Annotated in this window: 15 protein-coding genes; 13 read left to right on the forward strand and 2 right to left on the reverse strand. The window is 43.0% G+C overall.

Features of this window, described 5'->3' with window-relative positions:
• Positions 1-117 precede the first annotated feature (117 nt).
• From ilvD to ilvA, 13 genes are all read left to right on the forward strand, one after another.
• Entirely contained in the window at positions 118-1,830 is a 1,713-nt protein-coding gene (ilvD, locus tag FHS10_RS04325; protein WP_259087916.1) for a dihydroxy-acid dehydratase, read from the forward strand.
• 80 nt (positions 1,831-1,910) lie between these two features.
• Positions 1,911-3,650, forward strand: a complete 1,740-nt coding sequence (gene ilvB, locus FHS10_RS04330; RefSeq protein ID WP_259087984.1) for a biosynthetic-type acetolactate synthase large subunit — start codon at positions 1,911-1,913, stop codon at positions 3,648-3,650.
• Between the two features lie 53 nt (positions 3,651-3,703).
• Positions 3,704-4,306 carry an acetolactate synthase small subunit gene (gene ilvN / locus FHS10_RS04335; RefSeq protein ID WP_259087917.1) on the forward strand — a complete coding sequence of 201 codons (603 nt, stop codon included), beginning with the start codon at positions 3,704-3,706 and terminating at the stop codon, positions 4,304-4,306.
• Positions 4,307-4,476: 170 nt separating this feature from the next.
• Complete coding sequence (ilvC, locus tag FHS10_RS04340; protein WP_259087918.1) at positions 4,477-5,535, forward strand: ketol-acid reductoisomerase; 1,059 nt, start codon at positions 4,477-4,479, stop codon at positions 5,533-5,535.
• Positions 5,536-5,681: 146 nt separating this feature from the next.
• The gene (leuC, locus tag FHS10_RS04345) at positions 5,682-7,097 is read left to right on the forward strand and encodes a 3-isopropylmalate dehydratase large subunit (RefSeq protein WP_259087919.1); all 1,416 of its coding nucleotides are present in this window, start codon (positions 5,682-5,684) and stop codon (positions 7,095-7,097) included.
• A 75-nt stretch (positions 7,098-7,172) separates the two neighbouring features.
• Positions 7,173-7,493 (forward strand): antibiotic biosynthesis monooxygenase family protein, encoded by a 321-nt coding sequence (locus FHS10_RS04350; protein ID WP_259087920.1) that lies wholly within the window; start codon positions 7,173-7,175, stop codon positions 7,491-7,493.
• Between the two features lie 20 nt (positions 7,494-7,513).
• Positions 7,514-8,104, forward strand: coding sequence for a 3-isopropylmalate dehydratase small subunit (leuD, locus tag FHS10_RS04355; RefSeq protein WP_259087923.1), 591 nt, complete (start codon positions 7,514-7,516; stop codon positions 8,102-8,104).
• 83 nt (positions 8,105-8,187) lie between these two features.
• Entirely contained in the window at positions 8,188-8,994 is an 807-nt protein-coding gene (locus tag FHS10_RS04360) for a methyltransferase domain-containing protein (RefSeq protein WP_259087926.1), read from the forward strand.
• A gap of 39 nt (positions 8,995-9,033) precedes the next feature.
• The gene (gene leuB / locus FHS10_RS04365) at positions 9,034-10,104 is read left to right on the forward strand and encodes a 3-isopropylmalate dehydrogenase (protein WP_259087930.1); all 1,071 of its coding nucleotides are present in this window, start codon (positions 9,034-9,036) and stop codon (positions 10,102-10,104) included.
• Between the two features lie 34 nt (positions 10,105-10,138).
• Positions 10,139-10,513, forward strand: coding sequence for a hypothetical protein (locus FHS10_RS04370; RefSeq protein WP_259087931.1), 375 nt, complete (start codon positions 10,139-10,141; stop codon positions 10,511-10,513).
• 82 nt (positions 10,514-10,595) lie between these two features.
• Positions 10,596-11,351, forward strand: coding sequence for a class I SAM-dependent methyltransferase (locus tag FHS10_RS04375; protein ID WP_259087932.1), 756 nt, complete (start codon positions 10,596-10,598; stop codon positions 11,349-11,351).
• 151 nt (positions 11,352-11,502) lie between these two features.
• Complete coding sequence (locus FHS10_RS04380; protein WP_259087933.1) at positions 11,503-12,669, forward strand: 2-isopropylmalate synthase; 1,167 nt, start codon at positions 11,503-11,505, stop codon at positions 12,667-12,669.
• A gap of 2 nt (positions 12,670-12,671) precedes the next feature.
• Entirely contained in the window at positions 12,672-13,922 is a 1,251-nt protein-coding gene (ilvA, locus tag FHS10_RS04385) for a threonine ammonia-lyase IlvA (RefSeq protein ID WP_259087936.1), read from the forward strand.
• Positions 13,923-14,152: 230 nt separating this feature from the next.
• Here the strand turns inward: ilvA and FHS10_RS04390 are convergent, their stop codons facing one another.
• Entirely contained in the window at positions 14,153-16,693 is a 2,541-nt protein-coding gene (locus FHS10_RS04390; RefSeq protein ID WP_259087937.1) for an ATP-binding protein, read from the reverse strand.
• Positions 16,693-17,856: an ATP-binding protein gene (locus tag FHS10_RS04395; RefSeq protein WP_259087938.1), complete on the reverse strand. Its 1,164-nt coding sequence runs from the start codon at positions 17,854-17,856 to the stop codon at positions 16,693-16,695. The genes FHS10_RS04390 and FHS10_RS04395 overlap by 1 nt, the downstream gene beginning before the upstream one ends.
• Positions 17,857-18,359 lie beyond the last annotated feature (503 nt).

Raw genomic sequence — 18,359 nt, forward strand, 5'->3', positions numbered from 1 at the left:
TTAACTATTGTTATTCCTTGCTGCTATCTCTACCTTACGTTTATTGATTCGAGCAATCAAATAAACCTGATCAACAACAAAGAATATTTACAAAGTTAGTTTATCTAAATAAATAAAATGAGTTCATCATCAGATACTACAGCGGCTATAGAATTGAACAAGTATAGCAAAACCTTTACACAGGATCCAACGCAACCGGCTGCACAAGCCATGCTTTACGGGATCGGCTTAACCGACGACGACATGCGTAAAGCACAAGTCGGCGTGGCAAGTATGGGTTACGATGGCAACACTTGTAACATGCATTTGAACGATTTGGCCAAGATAGTTAAGCAAGGTATCTGGGATGAAGATATGGTAGGCCTAATATTCCATACCATTGGTGTAAGTGATGGTATGAGCAACGGTACCGAAGGTATGCGTTATTCTTTGGTGAGCCGCGATATCATTGCAGATTCTATTGAAGCCGTAACCGGCGCTCAATATTATGATGGCTTAATCACATTGCCGGGCTGTGATAAAAACATGCCGGGTTCTATTATGGCTATGGGCCGTTTAAACCGTCCGTCTATCATGGTATACGGTGGCACTATCAAGCCAGGCCATTGGAAAGGTGAAGATTTGAACATTGTATCGGCATTTGAGGCTTTAGGCAAAAGAATGGCTGGCACTATTGAAGATGTTGATTTTATGGGCATCATTAAAAATGCCTGCCCAAGCGCTGGTGCTTGTGGTGGTATTTACACTGCCAATACCATGGCCGCGGCTATTGAGGCATTGGGTATGAGCTTGCCTTATTCATCATCAAACCCCGCATTGAGCGAAGATAAACAAGCAGAATGCCTGGCAGCAGGCAAGGCTATTAAAATATTGTTAGAGAAAGACATTAAACCATCTGACATCATGACCCGCGAGGCATTTGAAAATGCCATGGTTGTTATTATGGTATTGGGTGGCTCAACCAATGCGGTATTGCACTTAATTGCAATGGCTAAAAGCGTTGATGTAAAAGTAACCCAGGATGATTTCCAGGAAGTAAGTAACCGTATCCCGGTATTGGCCGATATGAAGCCAAGTGGTAAATACATGATGGAAGATCTGCACAACATTGGTGGTGTACCGGCTGTAATGAAATACTGTTTGGCGCAAGGCTGGTTACACGGTGATTGCCTTACCGTTACCGGTAAAACCATTGCAGAGAACTTAGCAGATGTACCTGAACTGGAGTTTGATACACAAAAAATTATATGGTCGGTTGAAAAACCTGTTAAAGTTACCGGCCACTTACAGATCCTGTACGGCAATATTGCTGAAGGTGGTAGCGTAGCCAAGATTACCGGTAAAGAAGGTACTCATTTTGAAGGCCCCGCCCGTGTGTTTGACGGCGAGTTTGAACTGATACATGGCATACAGAGCGGCCGAGTCAAAAAAGGTGATGTGGTGGTTATCCGCAACGTAGGCCCTAAAGGCGCACCGGGTATGCCCGAAATGTTGAAACCAACGTCGGCCATTTTTGGTGCAGGTTTAGGAAGCTCGGTAGCATTAATTACCGACGGACGCTTTAGCGGCGGTACACACGGCTTTGTGGTAGGCCACATCACCCCCGAAGCTTTTGATGGGGGCGCTATTGGTTTAATTAACGACGATGATAAGATTATTATTGATGCAACAAGCAATACCATCAATGTGATCATAACCGACGAAGAAATGGCGGCACGTAAAGCCGCCTGGAAACAGCCCGCTTTAAAAGCAACCAAAGGCTTATTATACCGTTACGCCAAAACAGTAAGCTCTGCTGCTGAAGGTTGCGTAACCGATGAAATGCCTTAAGAGGATTAGGGAACAAGGATTAAAAGACAAAAGATTTGAATAACCTGCCGGTACAACATGCCGGTGCAATAACAGAATATATGGAAGCTATACAAGAAATACTTACTGAAGAAAAACCTACAGAAACCGGTATTGAAGTTTCGGGGTCGGTAGCATTATTGGAGGCATTGATTGTTGAGGGTGTTGATACCATCTTCGGTTATCCGGGTGGCGCTATTATGCCCATCTACGATGCTTTATTTGACTATAATGATAAGCTAAACCATATCCTGGTCCGTCATGAGCAGGGCGGTATTCATGCTGGTCAGGGTTATGCGCGCAGTTCTGGTAAATGCGGTGTTGTATTTGCTACAAGCGGACCGGGTGCTACCAACCTGGTTACCGGTTTAGCCGATGCACAAATTGACAGTACACCGTTGGTATGTATCACCGGCCAGGTTTTTGCGCATTTGTTAGGTACCGATGCTTTCCAGGAAACTGACGTGATCAACATTACTACCCCGGTTACCAAATGGAATTACCAGGTAACCGACGCAACCGAGATCCCTGAAGTAATTGCCAAGGCATTTTATATTGCCAGAAGCGGTCGCCCTGGTCCGGTTTTGATCGATATTACCAAAAACGCCCAGATCCAGTTATTTAACTATAAAGGTTATACGCCTTGCAATCATATCCGTAGCTACAGGCCAAAACCAATAGTTCGCCCGCAGTATATTCAACAAGCTGCCGAATTGATAAATGAGGCTAAAAAACCATTCATCCTGTTTGGTCAGGGCGTTATTTTAGGAAGCGCAGAACAGGAGTTTAAAGCTTTTGTTGAAAAAAGTGGTATCCCTGCAGCCTGGACAGTATTGGGCGCTGGCGCTATTCCAACAGATCACCCTTTAAATGTAGGTATGCTGGGTATGCACGGCAACTACGGACCAAACGTTTTAACCAATGAATGCGATGTATTGATCGCTATCGGTATGCGTTTTGACGACCGCGTAACCGGCCGCCTGGATAAATATGCTAAACAGGCCAAAGTGATCCATTTGGATATTGACCCGGCAGAGATAGACAAAAACGTAAAATCAACTGTACCTGTTTGGGGCGATTGTAAAGAAACGCTGCCATTGCTTACTGCTTTGGTGGATGAAAAACAACATACCGAGTGGCTTGCCAAATTCAATGATTACACCCGCCAGGAAGTCGAGCAGGTAATTGAAAAAGAACTAAACCCTACCACGGCAGAAATGACCATGGGCGAGGTTATTAAACAACTGAACGAGCTTACCAAAGGCGAAGCTATAATTGTAACCGACGTAGGTCAGCACCAGATGGTAGCCTGCCGTTATGCGCAGTTTAACAACACCCGCAGCAATGTTACCAGCGGTGGCTTAGGCACTATGGGCTTTGCCCTGCCTGCTGCCATAGGTGCTAAATTTGGCGCTCAGGATCGTACCGTAGTTGCCATTATTGGCGATGGTGGTTTCCAGATGACCTGCCAGGAATTAGGTACTATTATGCAAAGCGGCATCGATGTAAAAATCATTATACTTAATAACCGTTTCCTGGGCATGGTAAGGCAATGGCAGGAATTGTTTAACTCTCGCCGTTACTCGTTTGTTGATATCCAAAGCCCCGATTTTGTGGCATTGGCTGCAGCATACCGCATCCCCGGTAAATGTATTGAAGACCGTAAAGACCTTCCATCGGCATTAAATGAAATGCTGAGCAATAAAGGATCATTCCTTTTAGAAGTAATGGTTACCAAAGAGAACAATGTATTCCCGATGGTGCCACAAGGTTGTAGTGTAAGCGAGATCAGGTTAAAGTAAAAGAAGCCTCACCTAAATCCTCTCCAAAGGAGAGGACTTTAAAAATTAAAGTCATGACTCAGGATACAGAAAAACAGGAATTTAACATCACGGTTTATACCGAAAACCAGATTGGTTTATTAAACCGGATTGCTATTATATTTACACGCCGTAAAATCAATATTGATAGTCTGAATACATCTCCATCTGAGATTGAGCGTATTCACAGGTTTAATATTGTGATCACCGAATCGGAAGATGTGGTGCGTAAGCTTACCCGCCAGATTGAAAAACAGGTAGAGGTATTAAAATGCTATTACCATACCAATGCCGATGTTATTTGGCAGGAAATGGCGTTATATAAAGTATCGACAGATGTTATTGCCGAAAAGGTAAGTGTTGAGCGTTTATTGCGCGAAAACGGAGCCCGTGTGGTTGTGCTGCGTAAGGATTATACCGTGTTTGAAACCACGGGTCACCGCGAGGAAACCGATAACCTGATCAGCATATTACAGCCATACGGCCTGATAGAATTTGTACGCAGCGCCCGCGTTGCAATTATTAAAGATAGTGACGGATTTAACCGTAAATTGCGCGAGTTTGAGCGCCTTGAACCGGGCGAAGACGTTATCGAAAACGAATATTTAAACCAGGGACAAAAAGTATTTACGATGTAAGGAGCCCCTCCCAACCCTCCCCGGAAGGGAGGGCTTTAAAATAAAAAAGTCTCCCCTACCGGGGGGAGATTTAGAGGGGGTTGAAATTAAAAAACTTAAATTACTCATAAAATCAAAATCGGTGAAATCATCAAAAATCGGTGAAATCCCAAAAAACAAACAATAAAACAATGGCAAAATTAAATTTCGGCGGTACTGAAGAAAACGTAGTTACCCGCGATGAGTTCCCTTTAGCTAAAGCTCAAGAAGTATTAAAAGACGAAGTTGTAGCAGTAATTGGCTATGGCGTTCAGGGTCCGGGTCAGGCGTTAAATCAAAAAGACAATGGCATTAACGTTATTGTTGGTCAGCGTAAAGGCACAAAAACATGGGATAAAGCTGTAAGCGATGGCTTTGTACCGGGCGAAACTCTTTTTGAAATTGAAGAAGCTTTGCAAAAAGGAACTGTAATTTGCTACTTATTGAGCGATGCGGCACAGATAGCTTTATGGCCAACTGTAAAAAAACACCTTACTCCGGGTAAAGCATTATACTTTTCTCACGGCTTTGGTATCACTTTTAACGAGCAAACAGGCATTGTTCCTCCTGCCGATGTTGACGTATTTTTGGTTGCTCCTAAAGGATCAGGTACTTCATTACGTCGTATGTTTTTGCAGGGCCGCGGCTTAAACTCAAGCTACGCAATTTTCCAGGATGCTACAGGTAAAGCGTTTGAACGCGTTATCGCCTTAGGTATTGCCGTTGGTAGTGGTTACTTATTTGAAACCAACTTCAAAAAAGAAGTATTTAGTGATTTAACCGGCGAGCGTGGTACGCTGATGGGTTGTATCCAGGGTATTTTTGCAGCACAATACGAAGTATTACGTGCAAATGGTCACTCACCATCTGAGTCTTTCAACGAAACTGTTGAAGAGTTAACCCAGTCATTAATGCCTTTAGTTGCAGAAAATGGTATGGATTGGATGTATGCCAACTGCTCGACCACAGCACAACGTGGTGCTTTAGATTGGTGGAAAAAATTCCGTGATGCTACTAAACCAGTATTTGAAGATCTATACAAAAGTGTTGCAACAGGTGTTGAGTCACAAAAATCAATCGACTCAAACAGTAAAGAGGATTACCGCGAAAAACTGGATGCTGAACTGAAAGAATTGCGCGAAAGCGAATTATGGCAAGCAGGCAAAACTGTGCGCAGCCTACGCCCTGAAAACCAGGTTGTAGAAGCTTAAGATAAGTATCAAGTAGTTAGTATCAAGTAGCAAGATTTTGATTTGCAGGGTACTAACTACTTGCTTTAATACCAATACAGCTTCAAAATCAAACTGCCCCTCCACGCAGCAGTCTTGATACTTGATACTAAATACTTGATACTAAAATGGGACAAACATTATTTGATAAGATATGGGATGCACACGTCGTCAGTAGCAACGAGGGTTTTCCTGATATTCTATACATCGACACACACTTCATACATGAGGTAACCAGTCCGCAGGCATTTGATGGTTTGCGCACAAGAGGGTTGCCGGTTTTCAGGCCAAAACAAACAGTGGCCACTGCAGATCATAACGTTCCCACAATTGATCAGCACCTCCCAATCAAAGAAGAACTTTCCCGCTACCAGGTTGATATGCTCACCAAAAACTGTAAGGAGTTTGGTATTGAGTTGTATGGCTTAGGTCACCCCTACCAGGGTATTGTACACGTAATTGGCCCCGAGCTGGGTATAACCCGTCCGGGCGGCACTTATGTTTGCGGTGACAGCCATACTTCAACACACGGGGCCTTTGGTGCCATTGCATTTGGTATAGGCACATCGCAGGTAGAGCAGGTTATGGCAACACAATGTTTGCTGCAATCGCGCCCCAAAAGAATGAAAATTGAAGTTAACGGCACTTTGCAAAAAGGCGTTGGCGCTAAAGATATAATCCTGTACATCATCGCGCAGATCAGCGCCGCTGGTGGTACAGGCTACGCGGTAGAGTATGCAGGCGATACCATCCGCTCATTAAGCATGGAAGGCCGCATGACCATCTGTAACATGAGCATCGAAATGGGCGCCCGTTGCGGATTGATTGCCCCGGATGAAACTACCATTAACTACGTTAAAGGTCGCGAATTTGCGCCTAAAGGCGAAGAGTGGGATAAAGCTGTAGCTTACTGGCAAACCCTGCACTCTGATGAAGATGCAACTTTTGACTCAGTTTTAAGCTTTAGAGCCGAAGATATTGAACCAATGATCACCTACGGAACAAACCCCGGCATGGGCATTGGCGTTACACAACACGTTCCCCAAACTGCTTCATTTGAAGCTAAAGAACAGGGATCGTACAAAAAAGCCCTTGATTATATGGGCCTGCACGATGATGAAACACTGTTAGGCAAACCTATCGATTATGTGTTCATCGGCAGCTGCACCAACTCGCGCATTGAAGATTTGCGCCAGGTGGCCGAATTTGTAAAAGGCAGGCACAAGGCAGATAACGTTACCGTATGGGTGGTTCCCGGCTCTAAACAAGTGCAGGAACAAGCCATCCGCGAAGGATTGGACAAAATATTTGATGCCGCGGGTTTCCCGCTTCGCGAACCAGGCTGCAGCGCATGTTTGGGCATGAACGAGGATAAGATCCCGGCAGGAAAATATTGTGTCTCAACCTCCAACCGTAACTTTGAAGGACGCCAGGGACCAAACTCCCGCACCTTCCTGGCCAGCCCGCTAACCGCGGCAGCAAGCGCCATTACGGGAAAGGTGACGGATATAAGGACGTTCTTGTCTGAATCAGAATTAGTATAAATAGATTTTAGACGTGAGATTTGAGACAGCTTCAAAAATCTCATATCTCACGTCTAAAATCTCAAATCCGAATAAATGATACTCGAAGTTGCTGTACTTAATGTGATTCCCGGGCAGGAAGATGAGTTTTTAAAAGCATTTTCAAAGGCGCAGGATATTATATCAAAAATGGTCGGTTACCATTCCCACCAATTAAAAAGATGTATTGAGCATGCCAGCCAATTCATTTTATTGGTTGAATGGGAAAAACTTACCGACCATACAATTGGCTTCAGAGAATCAAAAGAATACCAGGAATGGAAAGGCTTGTTACATCATTTTTATGATCCTTTCCCTACGGTAGAACATTATACGAATATTGAGAAGGCGGACGAAAGTCTCATATCTCATATCTAACATCTCAAATCTAAAAAAAGATGGCAACCAAAATATTCAAACATATTCAAACCAGCGTGGTGCCTTTGCCTATCGAGAATATCGATACGGATCAAATTATCCCTGCCCGGTTTTTGAAGGCCACTACCCGCGATGGTTTTGGCAATAACCTGTTCCGCGATTGGCGTTTTGATGGCGACGATAACCCTAAACAGGATTTCGTACTTAACAACCCTAACTATAGCGGCAAGATCCTGGTTGCAGGTAAAAACTTCGGTTGCGGCAGTAGCAGGGAGCATGCGGCCTGGGCCATTGCCGATTATGGTTTTGACGCCGTGGTAAGCAGCTTTTTTGCCGATATTTTTAAAGGTAACGCGCTAAACAACGGCTTACTACCAGTGCAGGTGAGCGAAGATTTTTTAAAGAAGATCTTCGATGCGGTTTATGCCGATGAGCACGCCGTTGTAGAAATTGACCTTGTTGATCAATTCATCCGCCTGGTAGCAACCGGCGAACAGGAAAGCTTTGAAGTTAACCCTTACAAGAAGGCCTGCATGACCAATGGCTACGATGATATCGACTACATCCTGAGCAAAAAGGAAACGATAGCCGAATTTGAAGCACAGAGATAGGTAAAAACTGAAAGGTCAAAGGCGAAAGGTCAAAAAAATGACTTAATGACCCAATGACGCGAAGCAAATGACAGCAAGGCGAAATGACAACAACCAACAAGCATATTCAAAGAGAAGGCAAAGGCACCGCCAAGTTATTTGACGAACGTAGTTTGGCGAATGATTATGGAACGCTTGAGTCTGCCTTAAATCCGGGCTTACGGGTTTTGGATGTGGGTTGTGGTACGGGTGCCATATCGAAAGATATAGCTGCTAAGGTTGGCGATACCGGTCACGTTACGGGTATTGATAATACGGAGTTCTTTATTCAAAGTGGTAAGGAAACTTATGCCGATATAAAAAACCTGGAGCTGATTTATACCGATCTTTTTGCCTACGAACCAGAAGAACAGTTCGACCTGATTGTAGCTGCACGCGTTTTACAGTGGTTAAACAACCCTGTTGAAGCTTTAAAGAAAATGCATGCCTTGTTAAAACCAGGTGGTATCGTATCTATTTTGGATTATAACCACGAGGCATTGGAGTGGCAGCCACAACCGCCGCCAAGCATGCTTAGGTTTTATACTACTTTTTTAAGATGGCGTGGCGATGCCGGCATGAACAACCACATAGCCGAGGACCTGCCCGGATATTTTGAAGAAGCCGGTTTTACCGATATCGTTGAGTTTAATGCCGACGAGGTTTACCAAAAAGGTGAAGAAAACTTTATCCGCAAAGCAGGCATCTGGGCCAGTGTTGCCCAATCAAAGCAAATGGTAGAGGAAGGTTATATTGACGATGAGTTGCGTTTGCTGGCAATCGATGAATATACCGACTGGGTAGCAACCGATGCCGAGCGCATGACAATGAAACTAAAAGAAATACGCGGCACAAAACCGCATAATATCTAACTAACAAAAACATTCCCCTTCAGGGGGTTAGGGGGCTTAATGAAAAAACACATTTTAGTAATACCTGGCGACGGGATAGGCCCCGAGGTTACCACCTGGGGTAAAGCGGTTTTAGAAAAAATTGGTCAGGATTTTGGCCACGAGTTTACGTTTGATGAGGCCCTGATGGGTCATGCAGGTATAGAGGCTACGGGTAACCCGCTGCCCGATGAAACTTTGGCAAAAGCCAAAGCCAGTGATGCCATTTTATTTGGTGCTATCGGCCATATCAAATATGATAATGATCCATCGGCAAAGGTTAGACCAGAACAGGGATTATTAAAGATCCGCAAGGAATTAGGCCTATATGCCAACCTGCGCCCCATCATGTTATTTGATGAGCTATTGGATGCATCGAGCCTTAAACCCGAGATACTGAAAGGTACCGATATCCTGTTTTTCCGTGAGTTGACAGGTGATGTTTACTTCGGCGAGAAAAAACGGAGTGAAGATCGCAATACCGCGTCTGATCTGATGATCTATTCACGTTACGAAGTGGAGCGCATCGCCATCAAAGCTTACGAAGCAGCTATGGTGCGTGGTAAAAGATTATGCTCGGTTGATAAGGCCAATGTGTTAGAAGCTTCACGCCTGTGGCGCGAGGTGGTACAGGAGATAGCTAAAAACTATCCCGAGGTAGAAACCGAACACATGTTTATTGACAACGCTGCCATGCAGCTGGTTAAAAACCCTAAAAAGTTTGATGTGGTATTAACCGCCAACCTTTTTGGTGATATTTTAACCGACGAGGCATCGCAGATTGCAGGATCAATGGGGATGCTGGCATCGGCATCAATTGGTGATGGCACAGGATTTTTTGAGCCTATCCACGGTTCGGCGCATGATATTGCCGGCATGGATAAAGCCAATCCCCTTGCCTCTATCCTGTCGGTTGCGTTGATGTTAGAGATCAGCTTCGGTCTTAAAGACGAAGCCAGGCTTATTACATCGGCTATCGACAAAGCGCTTAAAGAAGGTTACCGCACTGGCGACATCGCAGATGCGAATACCGACAAAGCCAAAATTTTAGGCACCAAAGCAATGGGGCAAAAAGTGTTGGAGTATTTATAGGTGAAAGGCAAAAGGTCAAAGGCGAAAGGTTGAAATGACGGGTTTTAAAGTTTTTATCTTACTATTTTTCCTCTTTTGCGGCTACGCGGCCAATAACGGGGGTGGTAGTTTTGCCTTTATTGAGTTTTTGGCCATCACCAACATAGATGATTACGAAACATCCGAGCGGTTGGTATTACTGCTTACCATTGTGGCACAAGTAGCCGGGGTTTTCGCGCTTGTTACCTCCAACAACCGTTTGATGCTGGCTTCGGTAATAGCCTTAAGCGCGGTGGTAATCATGGTCACCATAGCCTCGGCTGGTGCTTTGGGCAAGGTAATAGTGGTTAATACGTGTTTCCTGTTGGCAGCAATCGTTTACGTGGTACTGCACTTCAGGAAAAAGCCCCACCCAAACCCTCCCCGGTAGGGAGGGCTTAAAAAGGAAGTTATAAATAACATATTTTAAAAACAAAAAGTCTCCCTGCCGGGGAGATTTAGAGGGGACTAAAATGAAGTGGAACGCTGATTTATACGACCAAAAGCACGCCTTTGTATTCAAATTTGGCGAGGATGTGGTCGATTTGCTGGATGTTAAACCCGGTGAGCATGTCCTGGATATTGGTTGCGGCACGGGCCACCTAACCAAACAGATCCAGGATAAAGGTGCCATTGTAAAAGGTACCGACTATTCGCCGGATATGATCGCGCAGGCAAAGGCTTTGTTCCCCGATGTTGATTTCGCAGTGGAAAACGCTGCTGATTTTTATACAGAACAAAAGTACGACGCCGTATTCAGCAACGCGGCCCTGCATTGGGTTTTGGATGCCAACGGCGCTATCAAAAACGTATACGATGCCCTGAAACATGGCGGCCGTTTTGTGGCCGAAATGGGCGGTAAAGGCAACGTGGAGAAACTAACCCAGGCTGTAAGGCTGGTATTGGTTAACCACGGTTACGTAAACCAGGCCGATGTTAAAGTATGGTTCTTCCCCTCAACGGCCGAATACGCCAAATTACTGGAGGACCACGGCTTCAGGGTAACATTCACCTCGCACTTTGACCGCAAAACACCTTTACAGGATGGCGACGAGGGCGTAGCCAAATGGATCAGGATGTTTGGTGCCCAGTTTTTGCAGGACATCCCCGAAGACGAAAAAGAACAGATACTAAAAGAAATAACCCACAAGCTTGAACCCTACTACAACGAAGGCGGCCAATGGTACGCCGACTATAAAAGACTAAGGTTTGTGGCGGTGAAAGAGTAGTAAGTAGTTAGTATCAAGTATCAAGACTTTTAATTGACACTTGGATTAACGATATTTAATGTTTAATAAATAATTAGCGTAGTTATTTATCATATGCCAGGAACAAATCTTGCTACTTGATACTAACTACTTGATACTAAAAAAGAAGAATATGTTACACGATCCCAACCGCGTTTATGTTTTTGATACCACGCTTCGCGATGGCGAGCAGGTACCAGGGTGCCAGTTAACCACCCCCGAAAAGATTGAGATAGCTAAAGAACTGGAACTACTGGGCGTGGATATTATTGAAGCTGGCTTTCCGGTTTCAAGTCCGGGAGATTTTCAGAGTGTTGTCGAGATTTCTAAAGCAGTAACCAACCCTACCGTTTGCGCGCTTACCCGTGCCAACAAAGGCGATATTGATGCCGCTGTAGAATCATTAAAATATGCCAAACATCCGCGTATCCATACCGGTATCGGCTCATCAGATATGCACATTAAGCATAAGTTTAACAGCACCCGCGAGGAGATCCTGGAGCGTGCCGTTGAAGCTGTAAAATATGCCAAAAAATCTGTTGAAGATATTGAGTTTTATGCCGAGGATGCCGGCAGAGCCGATGTAGTTTACCTGGCGCAAATGGTTGAGGCTGTTATTGCTGCCGGAGCTACCGTGGTAAACATCCCCGATACCAATGGCTATTGCCTGCCAGACCAGTACGGTGCCAAGATCAGGTTTTTGAAAGAGAACGTTAAAAACATCGATAAGGCCATTATCTCGGTACACTGCCATAACGATTTAGGCCTGGCTACCGCCAACTCCATAGCCGGTTTACAGAACGGTGCCCGCCAAATAGAAGGTACCATCAACGGCATTGGCGAACGCGCGGGCAATACCTCTATTGAAGAGGTGGTGATGATCCTGAAAACGCACCAGGTGTTGGGCTTACATACCCAGATAGACTCTAAACGTTTTTATGAACTAAGCCAGATGATCCGCACACAAATGCGCATGCCGGTGCAGCCAAATAAGGCTATTGTAGGCAGCAACGCCTTCGCGCACAGCTCGGGCATTCACCAGGATGGTTTCCTGAAAATGCGCGAGAACTACGAGATCATTCGCCCTGAAGATGTAGGCTTCCCGAGCGCCACAATAGTGCTAACCGCGCGCAGCGGCAGGCATGCTCTGAAGTTCCATTTGGAACGCCTTGGCTTTACATTAGATAAAGATGAATTAGCCGCTGTTTACAACAAGTTTTTAACGCTTGCCGATGTCAAGCTTGATATAAATGACGAAGACCTGAACGGCTTAATGGCCCACAGGCTGGTAAAAAACTAATAATGGAAACCGAAACTAAAAACCTGCTCGATTTCGATTCGGCTTACGAACGACTGAAAGAGGTTGTAAAACGCACCCCCCTGGAGTATAATGCCGGCCTATCGGCAAAGTACGAGTGCGAGATATATTTAAAGCGTGAGGATTTGCAAATGGTACGGTCGTACAAATTGCGTGGTGCTTACAACATGATCAGTCAGCTTACACAGGATGAGCTTGACCGCGGCGTAGTTTGCGCCAGCGCGGGCAACCATGCCCAGGGCGTGGCCTTTAGCTGCAGCCGACTGGGTACCAAAGGGGTAATTTTTATGCCCGAGATTACCCCGCGTCAAAAAATCACCCAAACCGAAATGCACGGCAAGGGCAATATTGAAATTGTACTCACCGGCGATACTTTTGACGATTGCCTGCGCGAAGCCCTCATTTATACCGAGGCGCACGGCATGACGTTTATCCCGCCATTCGATAATTACCGCATCATTGAAGGCCAGGGAACCGTGGGCGTCGAGATATTGCAGGACTTGCCGGATATCGAGGCCATTATTATGCCTATAGGTGGCGGCGGACTGGCAGCCGGCACAGGTAGTTACCTTAAACAACACGTACCGGGCATTTACCTGGCCGGTGTTGAACCCGAAGGTGCCCCGTCGATGCTGGAAGCCTTTGAACACGGCGGACCGGTTACACTCAAGGAAATTAACCGCTTTGTGGATGGTGCCGCGGTTAAATGCGTAGGCAAGCTTACCTACAACCTATGCCACGAGGTGCTGGACGATATGCTGCTGGTACCCGAAGGCAAAGTGTGTACCACCATATTGAAGCTATACAACGAAGATGCCATTGTAGTTGAACCCGCCGGCGCGCTATCCGTAGCCGTGCTGGATGCCTGCAAGGATAAAATTAAAGGCAAAAAGGTCGTGTGCGTGATCAGCGGTGGTAATAATGACATTGCCCGCATGCAAGAGATCAAGGAGAAATCCCTGCTGTATGAAGGTTTGAAGCATTACTTTATCGTACGCTTTCCGCAGCGCCCGGGAGCATTGAAGTTATTCGTGAACAACGTATTAGGTCCCGGCGACGATATCACCCGTTTCGAGTTCATCAAAAAAACCGAAAAAGAAAACGGCCCGGCCCTGGTAGGCATCGAACTTAAAAACGCCGCCGACTACCCCGCACTGCTCAACCGCATGGAAGCCCACCGCTTCAGCGTTATTGAGCTGAATAAGGATCAAACCCTGTTTGAGTATTTGGTATAAAAACCCACCATGTCATTGCGAGGAACGAAGCAATCGCGAACTGTACAGGGCAACTTTACAGATCAAAAGATTACCTCATAACCCAAACATAACAAAGCCTCCCGGAGATAAAACTTCGGGAGGCTTTTTGTTTTACTAAATCATCGTGATTTGCATGCCGGGTACACGCGGAACGGGTGCACCAGCTTGGGACATTAAATTGAAAATCGCTCAAACTCCAATTGTTTTTTTTAAACATATTCAGTGGCTACTTCCTCGATTCTTCTCCTAACATCATCCACAGGCTGAATTAACTCCTCGCCCATTTTTAAAAACTCATTTGGGTATTTATCTTTTAGATTATACATTAAAGCATAATAAATTGGCTTCATTTGATCTTTCAAGTTCACCCGTTGCCCTTTCTCAAATATCTCGGCGACAAAATGGTATTGTTTTTTGGCCATTAATAATATTATCAACTTTTCAAGATATTCATTATTGATATTAAAGTTTATCAGGTCACTTTTTTCGAGATATTTATTTATGAAAGAGAAAGATTCTTGGAAATGATTATTCCAAACTTTAATTATTGCTTTCATTAAAAATACTACTGGATTATCCTTCGAATCTAATTCGTCAAAAATAGCATTGGCTTTTACCTTGTCTTTATTATTAAAATAAATTGAAGCTAAAATTATTTGAGCCAATTCTAATAACCGAGATCCATAATTACCTTTCGTTAATAAATCTTTAGCCCGAAAGAGTACTTTTTCAGCACCATCATTGTCATTATCAAAAAGTGAAAAGCCTTCATAAAACAGAAAGTCTCCGTCATTGGCGTACTTAAATCGAGTTTTCTCTATCAAATCAAGGGCTTTTTCAACTTGCCTACCCTTAAATACATAAAAATCAATTAATTTTTTTTCTAATGTAGTATCCCCTGCTTCAATTCCATTTAGATATTCTTTTTCTGCATTCACAAAGTCTCCGATTTTGGTATAGCAATTTGCCAATTCATAGTAGCCTTTCTCATTACCTAATTCGATAGAAAGTTTATGATATTTTATAGCTCTTTTTAAATTTAATGCTATAGACGTTTGATATACGATACCTATAGCGCTTGCTATTTGAGATTTTTGAATATTTATTCCAGAAATATCAATGTCCAAAGAGGCATTTAAATACTTAATAGCTTTTTGCGGCTCTACCAGCTTTAAATATGCCATTCCCAATAATAATGGCTTGAGGTTATTTCCATCATTTAATACCTCAATTGCTTTTGCAGGTTTATCAAGATTGAAATAACTGTTGAATAGTAATGTATTAGCTTCCCCAGAAGTTTGATCAATTGATTCTAATAACATTATTGCTTCCTTATATTTTTCCTCGTTATAAAGTACCCTTGCTTTGTTAAATTTTTCAAGGCTAACTTGTGGTAACAGCTTTTTTTGATCATCATTTAAAATAACTTCGGTAGCTTTTATTATAGTAGCCTGATCTTCAAAACCTACATTAGCTGAATACGTTAAAGCCTCGGCAATCATAATTGCCGAACTCGCGTAGTATTTTCCCGATTGTAATAACTCAATGTGTTTTTTTATAAAGTTCCCTATACTTTCTCCGTCATACCAAGCTTCTAAAAATTTCGTCAACCACATAACACGACACCTATCCATCCTATCACCGTTGCGCATTAAGTACCAAATGTTAAAGAAGCGCTCATTAAGTTGATATAAATGATTTTTAGTATTAGTATGTTTTTTTTCCAGAATGTTATTTTTTTCCAGTTGTTGCAGCTGAGCCGATATTAACTTTGTGGACATTAACTTACCATTTTCACGAATATTCTCTGCTATTTCTTTTGTGCTAATTGCATCCCACCTTTTAGCTATAACATCTATTATTTTTCGCTGCTGAACCGGGAGGTCTTCAATCCGATGTTTGTATAAAGGGGTAATACGATCAAGTATAATTTCCAGGTTCTGCAAAGCGGTGCCGTCTTCATCTGCTAATATCACTTCATAAATTAGCATTATCGTTCGGATTACTCCACCTGTTAAAATACCCAGCGTCTCTATTTTCCCTTTGCTTTTCTCGATGTTGATCTTCTTTTCAGAACCTTCCTGAAGTTTTCCTATTAACTGTATCGTGTCGTCTTTATTAAGCCCTTCAAGATTGATAATTTTAAAGAATTCAAAAAAAGGTTTGGAATAATCGTACAAATCCTCAAGAACTATAGCCGAAGCGCCTACAATCCTAATATCATTACAATTCATCAAAACTTCCCTGAGGCGGCGTTGCTCTTTCTCTTTTAAGTTATCCAAAAAAAGCTGCCCAAAATTATCAAAAAAAATTACCAGCTTCTTTTGCTCACTTTTTAGTATACTAATTAATAATTCGAAAATTCTTTTCTCATAGTCATCAGTCCCAACAAACTTATCTGTTTCTCTATAATACATGCCACCCGTTTGCCACAAATTATCAAGGTATTTTAAAAGCTTTTCCCACAAATTTGAGAGGGAAGTAAGGTCGTAGGATTCTTCATTAAAGAAAACTGGTACCATCCATTTAATGAGTTCTGGTGTATTTTCTATTTCATATTTTAAGCGCAACAACAGGGTGGTTTTGCCCATCCCTCGTTGGCCTTGAATCAGATAATTTTGTTCCGGATATTGCATAGTTCCGGTTTCAAGGTCTTTGAAAATCTTTTTAAAGACGCTTGTTCTCGCTACAAAATTTTCGATCAACCAATCTTTGGGCTGACCCGCTGGATTATATAGTTTATTTTCCATTATTTGCAGATATGCTTTTTACACCATAATTGAAGAATCGGAGAGGTATATCGATATAGTCCATCTGCTGTTTTAAAAAGATACCCGTCACCTTCCAAGATGCTCATTGTGTTTTTTGTATCAGCTATATTGAATTTCACACCTTTGTCGGCTATCACCAGTTCATCAACAGTACTATTTTGAGCTGTAAATGTGAGCACCTCCATTACAAAATTAAATTCACCACCTTTAAATATCTTAGTTAAACGCCCAAAATAAGGTTCAAATTGAGGCTTATTCCTGGTATGAACAATTTGATCATACGCTTTATCGATTCCCGACTCGTCTATTTCCTTTCCCGTCGATTCAAATACATCTATTATTTCTTGTTGCATCAATTGCAAGTGGAAAGGAATAAGCCAGCCAACTTTGCTCAAAAGAGAATCTATTAATTCGTCATTTAAAGAAAAATCCTCATTTTTCATTAACTGCCTGATGAAGTCGGCCGCATCTTCCTTGCTCAATGGATTTACTTCGACGGTGCGCAAATCGTTGACTGAAGTAAGTGAAGTCACCTTTTCAACCATCGGAAATAAAGACACCGAACCTGTGTAAATAAAACTTATTTTATCTTGTAGATATTTATGATGTCTCAATTCCCTATTCTTTTGAATAAAGGCTTCGGCAATAGGTCCACCATCTTTTTCCATGATATTCTGGATAGTTTGAGGGAATTCGTCTATCATAATAACAACTTTTCCGTAGTCTGGTTTAAGATGTGAAAAGAGTTCTACCAACAACTCATAATAATCAGTCTCGCCGTTTTCCCTTAATTCAACGTTATAAATACTTTTAACCTTTCCCATTAAACCGACGATTACATTTTTGACCGCCACGGAAATTTGTTCCAACTTTTTTATAGCATCGCTTTTAATAATTTCTTCAAATATTGCTTTAAAAAATTCGTTGCTTGAATCAATTGATTCTGTTATAATATAGACGAAATAAAAATTTTCTTTGGGAAATTCCTCCAGATGTTTTAGTATTGAAGTTTTCCCCACCCTACGTGGGGCAGACAAATAAATACTTGTCCCTGCTTCTAAAACACGATATATTTTAGCAATTTCTTTTTTTCTATCATAAAAGGCGTCACCCCTTGCTGGATTTCCTAAGCTATTTTTCATTTAGCAATAATTTTATTGTCAAATATAATGACAACTTTTTCATTGTCAAGTATTTTGGCAATAATTTTATTGTCATAATTATTAAACCATTTATAGTCATTTGGCCCCAAGTCTTGAGTGTTGGCCAAAGGGCGATGGCGGACTTCTGACTTACAGCTAAGTATGCAGATAGTTTAAAACTAATATGGGTATGATTTTTGAAACCGAACAAGCAGCTAGAGGCTACAAAACATATCGAAGTCCGGGATGTTCGCCCCCCCTTGGCGCAAGTCTTGTGTGTTGGCCAAAGAGCGATAGCAGACTTGTGACTTGTAGTCGACATTACTTGTCGATCACAAGTCCCCCCCCCTTGGCGCAAGTCTTGTGTGTTGGCCAAAGAGCGATAGCAGACTTGTGACTTGTAGTCGACATTACTTGTCGATCCCCCTCCTTGGCGCAAGTCTTGTGTGTTGGCCAAAGAGCGGTGGCAGACTTGTGACTTATAGCAGACATTACTTTGTCGA

This window comes from Mucilaginibacter dorajii (genome assembly GCF_024808255.1).
Lineage (GTDB): Bacteria > Bacteroidota > Bacteroidia > Sphingobacteriales > Sphingobacteriaceae > Mucilaginibacter > Mucilaginibacter dorajii.